The 16,102-nt window shown below is 63.2% G+C and carries 14 protein-coding genes; 11 read left to right on the forward strand and 3 right to left on the reverse strand.

Annotated features, from left to right (window positions below; all coding sequences use genetic code 11):
- Positions 1-100 precede the first annotated feature (100 nt).
- The 9 genes from AC5RVN_RS12835 to AC5RVN_RS12875 all read left to right on the forward strand — a co-directional run bounded on the left by AC5RVN_RS12835 (position 101) and on the right by AC5RVN_RS12875 (position 10,520).
- Entirely contained in the window at positions 101-505 is a 405-nt protein-coding gene (locus tag AC5RVN_RS12835; RefSeq protein WP_494138167.1) for a tautomerase family protein, read from the forward strand.
- Between the two features lie 177 nt (positions 506-682).
- On the forward strand, positions 683-1,687 hold the full coding sequence (gene iolC / locus AC5RVN_RS12840) for a 5-dehydro-2-deoxygluconokinase (RefSeq protein WP_494138168.1): 1,005 nt from the start codon (positions 683-685) through the stop codon (positions 1,685-1,687).
- Positions 1,684-2,619: a Cgl0159 family (beta/alpha)8-fold protein gene (locus AC5RVN_RS12845; protein WP_494138169.1), complete on the forward strand. Its 936-nt coding sequence runs from the start codon at positions 1,684-1,686 to the stop codon at positions 2,617-2,619. Before iolC ends, AC5RVN_RS12845 begins: the two co-directional genes overlap by 4 nt.
- Positions 2,620-2,637: 18 nt before the next feature.
- On the forward strand, positions 2,638-4,590 hold the full coding sequence (gene iolD / locus AC5RVN_RS12850; RefSeq protein ID WP_494138324.1) for a 3D-(3,5/4)-trihydroxycyclohexane-1,2-dione acylhydrolase (decyclizing): 1,953 nt from the start codon (positions 2,638-2,640) through the stop codon (positions 4,588-4,590).
- Positions 4,591-4,641: 51 nt separating this feature from the next.
- A complete protein-coding gene (locus tag AC5RVN_RS12855; protein WP_494138170.1) occupies positions 4,642-6,153 on the forward strand; it encodes a CoA-acylating methylmalonate-semialdehyde dehydrogenase in 1,512 nt (503 codons plus the stop codon).
- Between the two features lie 33 nt (positions 6,154-6,186).
- Complete coding sequence (locus tag AC5RVN_RS12860; RefSeq protein WP_494138171.1) at positions 6,187-7,098, forward strand: sugar phosphate isomerase/epimerase family protein; 912 nt, start codon at positions 6,187-6,189, stop codon at positions 7,096-7,098.
- A 32-nt stretch (positions 7,099-7,130) separates the two neighbouring features.
- A complete protein-coding gene (locus tag AC5RVN_RS12865; RefSeq protein ID WP_494138172.1) occupies positions 7,131-8,144 on the forward strand; it encodes a Gfo/Idh/MocA family protein in 1,014 nt (337 codons plus the stop codon).
- A 76-nt stretch (positions 8,145-8,220) separates the two neighbouring features.
- On the forward strand, positions 8,221-9,096 hold the full coding sequence (locus AC5RVN_RS12870) for a sugar phosphate isomerase/epimerase family protein (protein ID WP_494138173.1): 876 nt from the start codon (positions 8,221-8,223) through the stop codon (positions 9,094-9,096).
- Positions 9,093-10,520 (forward strand): sugar porter family MFS transporter, encoded by a 1,428-nt coding sequence (locus AC5RVN_RS12875; protein WP_494138174.1) that lies wholly within the window; start codon positions 9,093-9,095, stop codon positions 10,518-10,520. The genes AC5RVN_RS12870 and AC5RVN_RS12875 overlap by 4 nt, the downstream gene beginning before the upstream one ends.
- Positions 10,521-10,659: 139 nt before the next feature.
- On the opposite strand, the gene AC5RVN_RS12880 is transcribed toward AC5RVN_RS12875, so the two are convergent.
- From AC5RVN_RS12880 to AC5RVN_RS12890, 3 genes are read right to left on the reverse strand one after another with little or no spacing between them, the layout of a single operon-like run.
- On the reverse strand, positions 10,660-11,682 hold the full coding sequence (locus AC5RVN_RS12880; protein ID WP_494138175.1) for a LacI family DNA-binding transcriptional regulator: 1,023 nt from the start codon (positions 11,680-11,682) through the stop codon (positions 10,660-10,662).
- Positions 11,683-11,714: 32 nt separating this feature from the next.
- Positions 11,715-12,605: a 5-deoxy-glucuronate isomerase gene (gene iolB / locus AC5RVN_RS12885; RefSeq protein ID WP_494138176.1), complete on the reverse strand. Its 891-nt coding sequence runs from the start codon at positions 12,603-12,605 to the stop codon at positions 11,715-11,717.
- An 18-nt stretch (positions 12,606-12,623) separates the two neighbouring features.
- Positions 12,624-13,364 (reverse strand): GntR family transcriptional regulator, encoded by a 741-nt coding sequence (locus AC5RVN_RS12890; protein ID WP_494138177.1) that lies wholly within the window; start codon positions 13,362-13,364, stop codon positions 12,624-12,626.
- A 278-nt stretch (positions 13,365-13,642) separates the two neighbouring features.
- Between AC5RVN_RS12890 and AC5RVN_RS12895 the strand changes: the two genes are divergently transcribed.
- Both AC5RVN_RS12895 and AC5RVN_RS12900 read left to right on the forward strand, forming a co-directional pair.
- On the forward strand, positions 13,643-15,055 hold the full coding sequence (locus tag AC5RVN_RS12895; RefSeq protein WP_494138178.1) for a sugar porter family MFS transporter: 1,413 nt from the start codon (positions 13,643-13,645) through the stop codon (positions 15,053-15,055).
- A 241-nt stretch (positions 15,056-15,296) separates the two neighbouring features.
- The gene (locus AC5RVN_RS12900; RefSeq protein WP_494138179.1) at positions 15,297-15,728 is read left to right on the forward strand and encodes an acyl-CoA thioesterase; all 432 of its coding nucleotides are present in this window, start codon (positions 15,297-15,299) and stop codon (positions 15,726-15,728) included.
- Positions 15,729-16,102: the final 374 nt, after the last annotated feature.

The following is a 16,102-nucleotide window of genomic DNA, read 5'->3' on the forward strand; positions in this document are numbered from 1 at the left end:
GGGTGCCAAGTCCGCAACCATTCCACCTGTTCAACCCTTGCCGCCCGAGATGCAGCTTGTTAGTATGTCAGGACAAAGTTTGCAAACAAAGGAGTTCGACATGCCGCTCGTACGCATCGACATCAATCAGGGACGAACCGCGGAAGACCTGCAACGGCTCAGCCGCGGGATTCACGACGCCATTCTCGCTGAGTACGGCATTCCTGAACGCGACTACTTCCACATTCTTACCGAACACCCGGCAGGTCAGATCTTCGCGCAGGACGCCGGTCTCGGGTTTGAGCGCACCAGCGACGTTGTGATGATTCAGATCTTCACGCAGGGTGGCCGTTCCCAGGAAGCCAAGCAAAGCCTTTTTGCTTCCGTAGCGAGCAAGTTGGCGGAGGTCGGTGTGTCCGGCGAGGACGTCTTCATTGGCTACGTGGAGAACACCGCGGGTGACTGGTCCTTTGGCTTCGGTCGCGCTCAGTACGTTACGGGCGAGTTGGCGGTTCCCAAGAAGTAGTGCGGCTGCCCCTATTGGGGGTGGGCAGCTGAATTAATTGTTTGCATGTCATTACAAACTTTTGACAGGACATTGCGTCTAGGGCAAAGTATTGCCCGTGGCCTTCATCACGGCCAGCAACCCGAGGCCCTGCCTGTCAAAGGATTTTGAGTTCACAGAGAAAGGTCCACGAGAATCGTGACCCACGAGCTTCTTACGATCGGGCGCATCAGCGTTGATATTTACCCGAACGACATCGGAGTGGACCTGGAGGACGTCACGTCCTTCGGGAAATACCTCGGCGGTTCCCCCTCAAACGTAGCGGTAGCCGCTGCCCGGCACGGGCGACGGACAGGCGTTATCACCCGAACAGGGGATGACGCATTCGGCAAGTACCTGCACCGGGAACTGCACAAGTACAACGTCGACGACTCATTTGTCTCCCCGGTCAAGGAATGGCCGACGGCGGTGACGTTCTGCGCGATCAAGCCGGCAACGGACGATTTCCCGCTCTACTTCTACGGGCGTTTTCCCACCGCCCCGGACCTGCAGATCAAGGCCGACGAGCTGGACCTGGACGCCATCCGGGAAGCAGGCATTTTCTGGTCCACCGTAACCGGCCTCTGCCAGGAGCCCAGCCGCGAGGCACACATCAAGGCGCACGAGGCGAGGGACCGTGACAAGCTTCGCATCGGCCAGTTCACCATCCTCGACCTGGACTACAGGCCGATGTTCTGGGCTTCGGAGGAAGAAGCCCGGGCCGAGGTCGCCAAGATCCTGCCTCACGTCACCGTGGCCATCGGCAACGACAAGGAATGCGCCGTCGCTGTTGGGGAGGGCACCCCTGATGAGCAGGCGGACCGTCTGCTGGCCGCCGGCGTGGAAATCGCCGTGGTCAAACTGGGCCCTGAAGGCGTGATGGCCAAGACCCGCACCGAACGCGTGGTCTCCGCCCCCGTCCCGGTGGAAACCCTCAACGGCCTTGGTGCCGGCGATTCATTCGGCGGCGCTTTCTGCCACGGACTCCTCTCTGGTTGGCCGCTGGCCCAGGTCCTGGACTACGCCAACGCCGCAGGCGCCATCGTCGCTTCCCGCCTGTCCTGCGCCGATGCCATGCCGACGCCGGACGAGGTCACCTCGCTGCTGGCCGAACGCGGCCGCCCGATTCCCGGCGCTTCCATTCCCGAAGGAGCAGCACTGTGACCCTCACCTCCCTAGCCTCGAGTAATGCCGTGGACGACAACCCGCGCCGCTACGAGCACCTGAGCACCATCCGGCTCGAAGACCCCGAAGCTGTGGCCCGCGCCGCCAAGTCGCGCCGCCGCCACCCCGGACTGAAGGCGGGCCGGCAGAACTTCATTGTCGCCGCTGACCACCCTGCCCGTGGTGCCCTCGCCGTCGGTTCGGACCCGGTGGCCATGGCTGATCGCCGCCAACTGTTGGATCGACTGCAGATCGCGCTGGCCAACCCTGCCGTCGATGGGGTTCTGGCGTCTCCGGACATCATGGACGACCTGCTCCTGCTGGGCGCCCTTGAAGGCAAGCTGGTGTTCGGTTCCATGAACCGCGGGGGCCTGGCCGGGCTGGTCAACGAAATTGATGACCGTTTCACCGGCCACACCGCCGCCGCGCTGGAATCGCTGGGCGCTGACGGCGGGAAGATGCTCACCCGCATCTGTTTGGGTGACCCTGACACCGTGGCCACCCTGGAAGCCACCGCGAAGGCAATTGACTCCCTGGCGGCGCGGAAGCTGATCGCCATGGTGGAGCCCTTCCTCTCGGTCCGTGAAAACGGCCGTGTCCGCAACGATCTGTCCGCCAACGCCGTGATCAAGTCCATTGCCATCGCCGAAGGCCTGGGCTCCACCAGCGCCTACACGTGGATGAAGCTTCCCGTGGTAGCGGAGATGGAACGCGTCATGGCTGCCACTACCATGCCCACCGTACTGCTGGGCGGGGACCCGTCGGGCAGCCAGGATGAGGTCTTCGCCGCTTGGGGAGCAGCCCTTGCACTGCCCGGAGTCCGGGGCCTCACCGTCGGCCGCACCCTGCTTTACCCCGCAGACGGGGACGTCGCGGGCGCGGTCGCTTCGGCCGCTTCACTCCTGCACCACACCACTCAAATCCCGGAGTAAGTCATGGCAACGCGCAGAATGACGGTGGCTCAGGCCGTCGTCGAATACCTCTCCAAGCAGTACACCGTGGATTCCATCGACGGTGTTGAGTACCGCGAACGGCTGATTCCGGGCACGTTCGGTATTTTCGGGCACGGCAACGTGGCCGGGGTTGGCCAGGCCCTGAAGCAGTACCAGCAGATGGACCCGGCCATCATGCCGTACTACCAGGGCCGGAACGAACAGGCCCAGGTCCACCAGGCCGTAGGCTACGCCCGGCACACCCGCCGCCGCCAGACCTACGCCATCAGCACCTCGATCGGCCCGGGCTCGTCCAACCTGCTGACCGGGGCGGCACTGGCCACGACCAACCGCCTCCCGGTACTGCTGTTGCCGTCCGATACCTTCGCCACCCGCGCGGCGGACCCGGTGCTGCAGCAGCTTGAGCAGCCCTACGCGTACGACATCACAGTCAACGACGCGTTCCGGCCGCTGTCGAAGTTCTTCGACCGGGTCAGCCGGCCCGAGCAGCTGTTCTCCGCGTTCCACCACGGCCTGCGCGTCCTGACCGACCCGGCCGAAACTGGCGCGGTGACTATCTCGCTGCCGCAGGACGTCCAGGCCGAGGCCTTCGACGTCCCGACCGAGTTCCTCGCCGAGCGGGAGTGGCGGATCCGCCGCCCCGACGCAGACGACGACGACATCGCCCGCGCCGCCGCTGCCATTAACGCTGCCAAGCGCCCACTGATCATCGCCGGCGGCGGTGTCCTTTACGCCTACGCCACCGACGAACTGGCGAAGTTCGTGGAGCTGACCGGCATCCCGGTAGGAAACACGCAGGCCGGCGTCGGCGTTCTCCCGTGGGACCACGCCCAGTCCCTGGGCGCGATTGGTTCCACGGGCACGACGGCGGCCAACGCGATCGCCGCCGAGGCGGACTTGATCATCGGCATCGGCACGCGCTACGAGGACTTCACCACCGCATCCCGCACCGCGTTCCAGAACCCGGACGTAAAGTTCGTGAACATCAACGTCGCCCCGATCGATGCGTACAAGCACGGCACCACTCTGCCGATTGTGGCCGACGCCCGCAAGGCACTGGTCAAACTCAACACAGCCCTGGGCGGCTACCGCGTCGGAGCCGACCTCGACCGGCAGGTCGTGGCGGAGAAGAAGCGCTGGGACGCCACCGTCGACGAGGCCTTCGACACCCGCTACACACCGTTGCCGGCACAGAACGAAATCATCGGCGCCACCAACCGGGCCATGGACCCTCAGGACGTCGTCATCTGCGCGGCAGGGTCCCTGCCCGGTGACCTGCACAAGATGTGGCGGGTCCGTGACCCCTTCGGCTACCACGTCGAATACGCCTACTCCTGCATGGGCTACGAGATCCCCGGCGGCCTCGGCGTCAAGCGCGCGGCCCTGGCCGAAGCAGCGGCACGTACGACGGCGGCAGACGAGGCCCGAGCGGACGTGCGGGACGTCGTCGTGATGGTAGGGGACGGTTCCTACCTGATGATGCACACCGAACTGGTCACCGCCGTTGCCGAACGCATCAAGCTGATCGTGGTCCTGATCCAGAACCACGGTTACGCCTCCATCGGTTCACTTTCTGAAATGCTTGGCTCGCAGCGCTTCGGCACCCAGTACCGGGCGCTGAACGAAGCAGAGCACAGCTTCGACGAAGGGGAGACGCTCCCGGTGGACCTGGCCCTGAACGCCGAGTCCCTGGGCGTGAAGGTCATCCGGATCGAACCGGGGGAGAAGGTGATCGCCGAGCTCGAACAGGCCATCCGCGATGCCAAGGCAGCCCCTGAGGGCAGCGGACCGATTCTGATCCACGTCGAATCCGACCCGCTTTTGGACGCACCGTCCTCGGAGTCCTGGTGGGACGTTCCCGTCTCGCAGGTTTCTGAGTTGGACTCCACCAAGCAGGCCTTCCAGACCTACGTCGATCACAAGTCCCGCCAGCGCAAACTGCTCGGCTGACACCCCTTCCATCCCACGCACGTACTTTTCACTACTCAAGGAAGAGTCCCCATGACTGCCACCACCACTGACACTGTCATCAACCACTTCATCAACGGCGCTGAAAGCGCCGGTGAAGGCGACCGCACCACCCCGGTCTACAACCCCGCCACCGGTGCCGTGTCCGCCACGCTGCGCTTGGCCAACCGCGCCGACCTTGACACCGCCGTCGCCGCCGCCCGCAAAGCAGCCGACACCTGGGGCGACATTTCCCTGGCCAAGCGCACCGCGGTGCTGTTCAAGTTCCGCGAACTCGTGGCCGCCCACGTCGACGAACTCGCCCAGCTGGTCACCGCCGAACACGGCAAGGTCCTCTCGGATGCCAAGGGCGAAATCGGCCGAGGCCTCGAGGTCATCGAATACGCCTGCGGGATCCCCACCCTGCTCAAGGGCGACTACTCTGACCAGGTTTCCACCGGCATCGACGTCTTCAACTTCCGTGAACCTCTCGGCGTGGTCGCGGGCATCACCCCGTTTAACTTCCCCGTCATGGTCCCGCTGTGGATGGCGCCGATGGCGATCGCCACCGGCAACGCGTTCATCCTCAAGCCCTCCGAACGCGACCCCTCCGCCTCGCTGCTGCTGGCGAAGCTCTGGAAGCAGGCCGGCCTGCCCGACGGCGTGTTCCAGGTCCTGCACGGGGACAAAGAAACCGTCGACGGACTGCTGACCCACCCGGACGTGGACGGCATCTCCTTCGTCGGGTCCACCCCGATCGCCCAGTACGTGCACGAAACCGCCACCAAGCACGGCAAGCGCGTCCAGGCCCTCGGCGGGGCGAAGAACCACGCCATCGTCATGCCTGACGCGGACCTGGACAACGCAGCCGACCATCTCGCCGCCGCCGCGTTCGGGTCCGCCGGTGAACGCTGCATGGCCATCTCCGTCGCCGTCGCCGTTGGCGATGCCGCGGACCTGATCGTCAAGAAGGTCGAAGAACGGGCCCTGGCCGTGAAGGTCAACAACGGCACCGCCCCCGACGCAGAAATGGGACCGGTCATCACCCCGGCCTCCAAGGAACGCATCATCAAGATCGTCACCGAAGCCGAAACCGCAGGCGCGGCCATGGTGGTGGACGGCCGCGACCTCGTGGTGCCCGGCCACGAGGACGGCTTCTGGGTCGGACCTACCGTCATCGACCACGTCAAAACCGAAATGACCGCCTACACCGAGGAAATCTTCGGCCCCGTCCTCGTCGTGGTCCGCGTCGACACCCTCGAAGACGGCATCAAGCTCATCAACGCCAACCCCTACGGCAACGGCACCGCCATCTTCACCTCCTCCGGCGCAGCCGCCCGCAAGTTCCAGCGCTCCGTCACGGTCGGCATGATCGGCATCAACGTGCCCCTCCCGGTCCCGGTGGCCTACCACTCCTTCGGCGGCTGGAAGGCCTCGCTCTTCGGTGACAAGCACATCTACGGTCCCGAAGGCGTCTCCTTCTACACCCGCGGCAAGGTCATCACCTCCCGCTGGCCCGAAACCCACCACGCCTCCGGCGCTTCCTACAACTTCCCCTCCAACTAGTTACCCTCGCCCGAGAAGAGAGATAACGCTGTCATGACTGAGAACAAGCTGATCATCGGTACGGCGCCGGACTCGTGGGGAGTCTGGTTCCCGGACGACCCCAAGCAGACCCCGTGGGAGCGCTTCCTGGATGAGGTGGCCGAATCGGGGTACAAGTGGATCGAACTGGGCCCGTACGGCTACCTTCCCACGGACCCCGCCCGATTGGCCGAGGAACTCAAGGCCCGGGACCTGCAGATCTCGGCCGGCACCGTTTTCACCGCCTTCCACCGTGGTCTAAACCAGTGGGAAGCGGCATGGGAGCCGGCCCGCCAGGTAGCCGAACTGACCGCAGCCATGGGTGGGGAGCACATTGTGGTCATCCCGGCCATGTGGCGCGATGACGTTACCGGTGAAGCGGTCGAAAGCGGCACCCTGAGCGACAAAGCCTGGAGCGGCCTGTTCGCCGGGCATAACCGCCTGGGCAAAACTTTGCTGGAGGATTTCGGCCTGAAACAGCAGTTCCACTCACACGCCGATTCCCACGTCGGGGCCCAGGAGGACATTGAAACCCTCCTCGGTGCCACCGACCCGCAGTACCTGAACCTCTGCCTGGACACCGGACACGCGGAATACTGCGGCGCCTCAAGCCTGGAACTGATCAAGAACTACCCGGACCGCATCGGCTACCTGCACCTGAAGCAGATCAACCCGGAAATCCTCAAGAAGGTCAACGATGAAAACATGACCTGGGCCGCCGCGAACCTGGCCGGCGTCATGACCGAACCGCCGAACGGGCTGCCGGACCTCCGCGCCGTCATCGAAGCCGTGGAAGCCTTGAACCGGCCAATTTTCGGCATCGTCGAGCAGGACATGTACCCCGTCGCTTTCGACGTGCCGATGCCCATTGCGAAGCGCACGCGCAACTACCTGCTGTCCTGCGGCTCCCGCACCGCCGTCAGCTGACCGCTTCCATTCCGAGACAAAAGGACATAACAATGACTGAAACCCTCCGCGTAGCCGTCATCGGCGCCGGACGTATGGGCGCCGACCACATCCAGCGCCTCCACGAGCGGATCCACGGAGCAGAAGTGGCTGCCGTCGTGGACGTCGACCTGGCCCGCGCCCAGGCCGCAGTCGAAGGTATCCCGGGTGCTGTGGCCCTTGCCGACGCCGAGGAAGCCCTCAATAACGGCGACGTGAACGCCGTCCTCATCGCCACCCCCGGCTTCCTGCACGAGGACATCCTGGTCAAGGCAATCGCCAAGGACATCCCGATTCTTTGCGAAAAGCCTCTCACTCCCGACGCCGAGTCCTCCTGGAAGATTGTCGAAGCAGAGGTCGCGCTGGGCCATCAACGGATCCAGGTCGGTTTCATGCGCCGCTTCGATGCCGAATACGCCGCGCTCGGTCAGATCATCCGGAACAATGAATTGGGCGAACTGCTCATGCTGCACCACCAGCACCGGAACCCGACCACACCTGAGGGATTCACCAACGAGATGGTGATCCATGACGCAGTCGTCCACGAGTTCGATGCTGTTCGGTTCTTCACCGGCGAGGAGATCACCAGCGTGCAGGTCCGCCTGGGCAAGGCAACGAAGAATGCACCCTCAGGCCAGCACGACCCACAGCACGTCCTGGTCGAAACCGAGTCCGGTGTCCTGGCCGACGTCGAAATCTTCGTCAATGCCAAGTTCGGCTACGAAGTTGCCACGCAGGCTTCCTTCGAAGAGGGCATCGTGAGCATCGGCGGCGACAAGGGCCCCTACACGCGCAGCGCCGGGCGCTGGGGCGGCAACGTCACCCCGGGCTTCGAGGAGCGCTTCGGCGCAGCCTACGACGTTGAAATCCAGTCCTGGGTGGACGCGGCACTCAACGGTGCGATCGGCGGCCCTTCGGCGTGGGACGGCTACGCGACCGCAGCTTGCTGCGAAGCAGGCGTGGAGGCGCAGAAGAACGGCGAGAAGGTCGCCGTGAAGCTGAACGCCAAGCCCGACCTGTACAAGTAGGACAGCGGAAGGGGACGGAGCTTCCGTCCCCTTCCGCTGTCTCCGCCCCTGATCGACCCACAATGGAGTGCTTCACGTGAAAATTGCGCTTGACCCCACACCGTTCCATCACTCGCACAGCCTGCTCGAGTTCCCCAGGGTCGTGGCCGACCTTGGCTACAAGTACATGCAGATGACGCCACACGCCGATCTCATCCCCTTCTACAACCACCCGAAAGCCGATGACGAGCTGGTGGGGCAGCTGAACAAGGCATGCCGGGATGCCGGGATCGAGATCGCGTCCGTCCTGCCGGTGCTCCGCTGGTCCGGGCCCGACGAGGACGCCCGTGAAGCAGCGGTCCGCTACTGGAAGCGGGCCATCCAGATCACCGTTGACCTTGGCGTCACCACCATGAACACCGAATTCAGTGGTCGTCCGGAAAAGGCTGAAGAGTCCGAACGGGCGTTCTACCGCTCCATGGAGGAACTGCTGCCGATTATCGAACGTGAGGGCATCGACCTGTTGATCGACCCGCACCCCGACGATTTTGTGGAGGAAGGCCTCGCCGCCATCCGTGTCATCCGCGGCTTGAACTCCAAGAACGTCGGTATGGTCTACGTGGCCTCGCACAGCTTCCACATGAAAAACCAGCCGCTGGAGATCCTGCGTGCCGCCGGCGACAAGCTCCGCCTCGTTCACGTCGCCGACACCATGAACCACCACGCCTCCCACGGGCTGCGCTACATCACCAACCCGCCCGGCAACCCCGTCCGCGTCCACCAGCACCTGAAAATCGGCGACGGCGACGTCAACTGGGACGAATTCTTCGGCGGCCTGAAGGAAATCGGATTTCTGGACCGCGACGACACCGTCATGGTCTCCAGCGTCTTCGCCGAGGACGAGAACGCCGAGGACGTCTCCCGCTACCAGCTGGAAACCATTAAGCAGTACGTCCAGAAAGTCAACGCATGAGCAGCCCGGCTCCCGCGACCGCCGCAGGAAAGCCCCACAACCACAAAAAGGCGCTCCGGACTGTCACCATCATCTCCACCTTCGGCGGCCTGTTGTTTGGCTATGACACCGGCGTGATCAACGGCGCCTTGCCGTACATGCAGGAAGACCTGGGACTTACCCCCCTGACCGAGGGCCTGGTCACATCCTCCCTGCTGTTCGGTGCAGCCTTCGGTGCCCTGTTCGGCGGGCGCCTGGCGGACCGCAACGGCCGGCGAAAGATAATCATGGTCCTCGCGATGGTCTTTCTTGTGGGGACCCTGGCCTGCACCTTCGCGCCCAACACCGAAGTGATGATCCTCGCCCGGTTCGTGCTGGGCCTGGCGGTCGGCGGGGCCTCCGTGACCGTCCCCGTGTACCTTGCCGAGGTATCGCCCAGCGCCCGGCGCGGCCGCATCGTGACGCAGAACGAGCTGATGATTGTCACCGGCCAGCTGCTGGCCTTCATCTTCAACGCCTATCTGGGCAACACCTTCGGCGAAACAGGCGGCATCTGGCGCTGGATGCTGGTAATCGCCACCCTCCCCGCAATTGCACTGTGGATCGGCATGAACTTCATGCCCGAAAGCCCGCGCTGGCTCGCCTCAATGGGAAGTTTCGGCGAAACTCTCAGCGTGCTGCAGCGCATCCGGTCCCAATCAGAAGCCCGGGCGGAGTTCGAAGAAGTCAAGGCCATGGCCGTGGAGGACTACAAGTCCAAAATGGGTTCCTGGAAAGATCTCGCCACCCCCTGGCTCCGGCGGATCTTCGTGGTGGGAATCGGACTCGCCGTGATCCAGCAGATCACAGGCGTGAACTCCATCATGTACTACGGAACCCAGATCCTCGCCCAGTCCGGATTTGGCCGCGAGGCAGCACTGACGGCCAACATAGCCAACGGCATCATCTCCGTCCTTGCCACCTTCGTCGGCATCTGGCTGCTCGGAAAGGTTGGCCGCCGTAAAATGCTCATCACAGGGCAAGTGGGCACCACCACAGCCCTGCTTCTGATTGGTGTCTTTTCCCTGGTGCTGCCGGAGGGAACCGAACGCGGCTTCGTGATCCTGGCGCTGACCGTGACCTTCCTGGCCTTCCAGCAGGGCGCCATCTCCCCGGTGACCTGGTTGATGCTTTCGGAAATTTTCCCCCTGAAGATGCGCGGGCTCGGGATGGGCGCCTCCGCCTTCATTCTTTGGATCGTCAACTTCCTGGTGGGCTTCGGTTTCCCCCAACTCCTTGCAGCCATAGGGCTTTCCAACACGTTCTTCGTCTTCGCCGTCCTGGGCGTGGGAGCCATCGCGTTCGCCGCCAAGTACGTCCCGGAAACCAAGGACAAGAGCCTTGAGGACGTCGAACACTACTTCAAGTCTCAAACGCACGGACCCGTTGAAAGCCCTGTCCGCTGACCTTCAGTACAAAGAATCACGGTACGAAGCCCTCCCGACACCCGGCGGGAGGGCGACCCGCCACCGGACCTAAGCCCATCGAACGGGTGAGCTGACCATTGGAGAAGCACGCACGGCGCCCTGGTCAATGAAATCTGGGTCAAGCGCCCTGGTGTCGTTGAGTGGACTGGCGGCTTATCAGGGTGGGTTGGAGCTTCCGGGTGACAGCCGGGCCGTCCATGCCACTGATCCGGGCCAGGACGACCTCGGCGGCCGCCCTGCCCAGTTCACGCGAGTGCTGGTCAATCGAGGTCAATCCGATCAGCGGGGAGGCTGCTACTTCGATGTTGTCACAACCGACAATGGCCACGTCATCCGGAACCGACAGGCCCTCCAGTGCAAGGGCCTCCATGGCACCGATGGCGGTCAGATCATTGTGCGCAAAAATAGCTGTGGGCAAAATGCTGCCGGACTGTAGAAACTGCGTCATGACCTCCCGGCCTCCACGCTCGGTCATGTCGCTGTGGACCAGCACTGGTGTGAGGCCCAACTTAGACATTGCGCGCAAGTACCCCTTCCGCCGTGACGTGTAGGGTATGCCCTCGGAAATATCGATATGGGCGATGCGCCGGTGCCCCAGCTGGTGAAGGTGCTCGACAGCAAGTTCCCCGGAGCGGAAGTCGTCCGGAAGGACAGCATCCACGCCGTCGCAGTCCAACTCGCGGGTAATTACGACCGCGGGCGTACCGCGCAGGGCGGCGGTGAGCTCACCTGCCGTCCCCGTGTAGCCCGCCAGGATCACCCCATCGACCCGCATCTCCACGAACGACCGCACAGCCTCTATTTCCGCGCGCGGGTCTGCGGACCCGACAGCGACCATCAGCTGGTTGCCGCTGCTTGCCGTTCCTTCGGCAATGCCGTCATAGACATCCGCGAACACTGGATTGTGCAGGTCCAGGAACAGAACGCCCAGTGTTTTCGTTCGGTGGCTGGCTAACCGGCTGGCAAGCCGGTTAGGGGAGTAGCCCAGGGCGGCGGCACTCTCCAGTACCGCGCTCCGCTTGGCCGGCGACACTTTGGGCGACTCGCGCATGACCAGGGAGACGAGCGCACGACTGACCCCGGCGGCGCGCGCCACATCCTCCATGGTCACTGACCGCGGGGCGGGGGGAGTCTGCTTCACAAGACTCCACTATGCCACTGCGGCCGCGCTGGTCAGCCCTTGAAGGGCAGCCGCGGGTCGATGTCCTGCCCGTCCCAGCTTTGCCGGACCCAGCCGTGGTGCGGGTCGTCGCTGATGAGCCACTCGCGCACGGGGCCGGGGCCCGCCATGACGTTGAGGTAGTAAAGGTCGTAGCCCGGGGCGGCCATAGCCGGACCGTGCCAGCCGTAGGGCACCAGGACCACGTCGCCGGTGCGGACCTCGGCAGAGACGTCGATGGGCCGCTCGTCAGAGGCGTAGACACGCTGGTAGCCGATGGCGTCTGCGTCCGCCGGTGCCGCGGAGCCGGCGGCCACCTGCGTCTCGAAGTAGTAGATCTCCTCGAGATTCGTCTCGCCTTCCTTCTCCTCGTCATGCTTGTGCGGGGGATAGGAGGACCAGTTCCCGGCCGGGGTAAGGACCTCGCAGACAATAAACCGGTCCGCTTCCAGGGCCGCGGGGGTGCCGAAGTTGTGGACCTGGCGGGAGCAGTTGCCCGCGCCGCGCAGTTCCACCGGCGTGTCCGCGGCCGTCACCAGACGTGTGGGGTAGGAAGCTCTGGCGGGTGCGGTGGCTACAGCTACCCTGCCGCCGGCGGAGGAACTTATGGTCACCGCACGGCCGATTCCCGAGTAGAGAACGTCGGTAGGACCGGTGAACACCGAGGACCGGCCGTTGAGTTCATAGGTTGTCCCGTCCACGGTCACCGTAAAGGCTCCGTTGAGCGGCACCACAATGCGTTCTTCCTCTGCAGCGGGAAGTACGACGTCGGCCCCGGCATCGAGGGTGGCGACCTTCAGGCCCGTGTGGGCCCACCCATCAATGGGGGAGGAGTCGGAGGTTCCGATCGAGATGTCCCACTTGCCGTCAGTGGCGGTGCCCAGCGGGTAGACCCAATTGGTCATAAAGAGTGCTCCTTGCGGTTAGCGCTGTACGAGAGTCATTTCAAAGCTGTAGGAATCGGCGCGGTACACATGGTGACCCGTTTCAACGCGACGGCCGGTATCGTCCACGGCGGTGCGCTCCATGGTGACCAGCGCTGATCCTTCCCTTGTTTCGAGCATCGATGCCTGGTATTCATTTGCCGTCATGGCGCCGATACGCTGCGTGGCCAACCGGAAGTTGACACCGCCACGGCGCAAGATGGAATACAGGCCTTCCCCGGCCAGCAGGGCTTCATCCATGTCCGCGATGTCATCGCGCACCCAGTTCTCCATCAGCGCCAACGGCTTGCCGCCGACCTTCCGCAGCCGAGTGAAGTGGTAAATTCTCGACCCGCCGGGAAGCTGGAGCGCCGCCAAGGTGGCCTCGTCCGCATCGACATGGGAGAAGCTCAAGACCTCGGTCGTGGGCTTCTTGCCGTTATTGGTCAGATCGTCATAAAGACTGGAAAGCTCCAGCGGGCGGCGAACCTGACTGGAAACCACCTGGGTCCCCACACCCCGTTTTCGTACCAACAACCCGGAACGCACAAGCTCATCCATAGCCTTGCGCATGGTGGGGCGGGAAAGGTTCAACTGGGCGGCCAAGTCGATCTCGTTGTCCAACCTGCTGCCCGGCTCCAACACACCGTTGTAGATCGCCGCTTCAATACCCTGCACTACCTGGTGATACAGAGGCACAGGCGAAGACCGATCAATACTAAGGGCCAGATTGGTAGCCACGGTGCGTTCCTCTTCTTAGCATCCCAAGGTGTTTCTCTAACAAAATCAAACAATTGTCAGCATATGTTCCATTGATAGGACATACCCTACCCCGATCCTAACAGTCGAAGACGGGCCGTCAAGGATACCGAAGCCGTTCTTTCCCTTACGCCCACAACTAGTTTGTTCTGACATTAGAACTTTCTATTGACGCAAGGGATTAGAGCGCTCTAAACTCAGTGTCACGCATCACACTCCTGACCGGTCGTGCCGGTCCTCGAAGAATCTGAGAGGCAACAATGCAGTTGCAGAAACAATCCCAAGGAGCCACCGGCACCCAACGCCGGGGCTACCTTGCCCGGCTCACTGTGATTTCGACCCTCGGCGGTCTGCTGTTCGGGTACGACACCGGCGTTATCTCCGGCGCCCTGCTGTACATGAACGATTCGCTCAACATGAACTCCGTCGAGGAAGCCACCGTGGTCAGCGCACTGCTGTTCCCGGGCGCCGCCATCGGCGCCCTTGCCGGCGGACGCATGGCGGACAAGCTGGGACGCCGGGGATCCCTGCTGGTCTGCGCGCTGCTGTTCCTCTTCGGCGCCATCGGCTGCGCCATCGCCCCCACGGTTTCCTTCATGGTCGCCGCCCGCATCCTGCTGGGCCTCGGCGTTGGTGCGGCAGCTGTTACCTGCCCCCTGTACCTGGCCGAGATGGCGCCGGCCCACCTGCGCGGCCGGATGGTGACCATCAACGAGCTCATGATCGTTACCGGGCAGATGCTGGCCTTCGCCATCAACGCCCTGCTCGATGCGCTCATCCAGGACACTGAGGTCTGGCGCACCATGCTCGGCATCGCTTCGCTGCCCGCCCTCGCGCTGCTCGCCGGCATGCTGCTGCTGCCCGAATCGCCCCGCTGGTACGCCATTCGTGGGCGGCTGGAGGACAGCCGCCGCGTCCTGAACCTGAGCCGCAGCCCGCAGGAAGCCGAGAGCGAATTTGAAGAGATCGCACTAGCGGCCCAGACTGCAAAGAAAGAGCGCGGGCACGCCCTGCGCGACCTGCGGGACAACCCCTGGATGCGCCGACTCCTCTGGATCGGCATCGGCCTCGCCACCGTACAGCAGGCCACAGGCATCAACACCGTGAACTACTACGCCCCCACCATTCTGGAAAAGAGCGGACTGGGCGTGAGCGCATCGCTCGTTGCCACCATCGGCGTCGGCGTCACCTCAGTCCTGATGACCATCCTGGGCATCTGGCTGCTGGGCTTCATCGGCCGCCGCAAAATGCTCATCATCGGCTTCTCCGGCGTGGTCGGATCGCAAGCCATGCTCGCCGTCGTATTCCTACTACCGCAGTCCGACCTGGCCAGCTACACCATCCTCGCCGCCATGATGCTGTTCGTCGCCTTCGTCCAATGCTTCATCGGCACCTGCGTCTGGCTGCTCCTCTCCGAAATGTTCCCGCTGGCCATCCGCGGCTTCGCAATGGGCATCGCGGTGTTCGCACTCTGGACCGTCAACGCCGCCATCTCCTTCCTGTTCCCGATCGTCGTCGAAGCCCTGGGATCCACCGGCACCTTCGGCCTGTTCGTCCTGGTGAACATCGCCTCCCTGGCCTTCGTGTCCAAATTTGTTCCCGAAACCAAAGGCCACTCCCTCGAGGACCTCGAAGCACACTTCCGCGAAGGCACAGCACCCGCCAAGGTCTAGGCCCCCCTCTCCGGAGCACCTCCTCCACATGCAGAACCCCGCTACCAACATTTGGTGGTGGGGTTCTGCACGGGGGCGAGACCCCCACTGAAGAAAACGACGCCATGGGCGCCACTTGCGGTTTCTTGTCACTTCCGTCAATCACTTCGTGCTGGTGTATGCGGAACAGGCTACGACCATTGGAACTCGCCTCAAGGCCATAGGAACCAAAGCATCTTCCCTGCAGAAGTAAGGTCACACCATGGAATCCTCCGACATAACCTTCCGCACCCGAAAATGGGTGCGCCCAGAAGACCTAAACGCTAACGGCACCCTGTTCGGTGGAAGCCTCCTCAAGTGGATTGATGAGGAAGCCGCAATCTATGCCATCCTCCAGCTCGGCAATGGCAGGGCGGTGACCAAGTACGTCTCGGAGATCAACTTTGTCAGCTCCGCCGTGCAGGGGGACCTCATTGAGATGGGCTTAACGGCAACCAAGTTCGGCCGGACCTCCCTCACCATGCGGGCGGAAGTCCGCAACATGATCACTCGGCAAAGCATCCTAACCATCGAGGAAATCGTGTTCGTAAATCTAAACATTGAGGGTAAGCCCGAGCCGCACGGCTACAAGGAAATCACCTACGACAGAGACAGGATCCCTACACACCACCTGACGGAAACACCACACAGATAGGGACGGCGAACGCTGTGCCTCCAACTTATAGTTCCTCGCCAGCAAGGTGACCCCCTCCAGCGTTTCCAGCATGGGAAACAGCTTTTGGAGAGCCTTTCGAAAACCTTTCAGCAGCTGTAGAAAAGGCTCGCCCAGGGCCGACAGAAGCTGCCGCTGCCCCCTCGCGGCGCGAGCTCGACAAAGCTGCCAAGCGCCTGGCCATCATCGAAGCCGCCTGGACGTGCTGCGCGCCAAAGGACCAGGGAGTTACACCGCCGAAGCTGCGGGGATCGCCCTGTGCACGTTTTTTGCGATAACCTCAGCAGGCTTTCGAAGAAAACTCTCCTCTGACCCGTGCGGAAACACCAAAAAGACTAAGTGGGACGAGTTCTCCC

The organism is Arthrobacter sp. sptzw32 (assembly GCF_059089735.1).

Excerpts from the sequence above, each read along its gene's own strand:
- AC5RVN_RS12835 (WP_494138167.1), top strand. The coding sequence starts at position 101 with ATGCCGCTCGTACGCATCGACATCAATCAGGGACGAACCGCGGAAGAC.
- iolD (WP_494138324.1), top strand. The coding sequence starts at position 2,638 with ATGACGGTGGCTCAGGCCGTCGTCGAATACCTCTCCAAGCAGTACACC.
- AC5RVN_RS12855 (WP_494138170.1), top strand. The coding sequence starts at position 4,642 with ATGACTGCCACCACCACTGACACTGTCATCAACCACTTCATCAACGGC.
- AC5RVN_RS12860 (WP_494138171.1), top strand. The coding sequence starts at position 6,187 with ATGACTGAGAACAAGCTGATCATCGGTACGGCGCCGGACTCGTGGGGA.
- AC5RVN_RS12865 (WP_494138172.1), top strand. The coding sequence starts at position 7,131 with ATGACTGAAACCCTCCGCGTAGCCGTCATCGGCGCCGGACGTATGGGC.
- AC5RVN_RS12875 (WP_494138174.1), top strand. The coding sequence starts at position 9,093 with ATGAGCAGCCCGGCTCCCGCGACCGCCGCAGGAAAGCCCCACAACCAC.
- iolB (WP_494138176.1), bottom strand. The coding sequence starts at position 12,605 with ATGACCAATTGGGTCTACCCGCTGGGCACCGCCACTGACGGCAAGTGG.
- AC5RVN_RS12895 (WP_494138178.1), top strand. The coding sequence starts at position 13,643 with ATGCAGTTGCAGAAACAATCCCAAGGAGCCACCGGCACCCAACGCCGG.
- AC5RVN_RS12900 (WP_494138179.1), top strand. The coding sequence starts at position 15,297 with ATGGAATCCTCCGACATAACCTTCCGCACCCGAAAATGGGTGCGCCCA.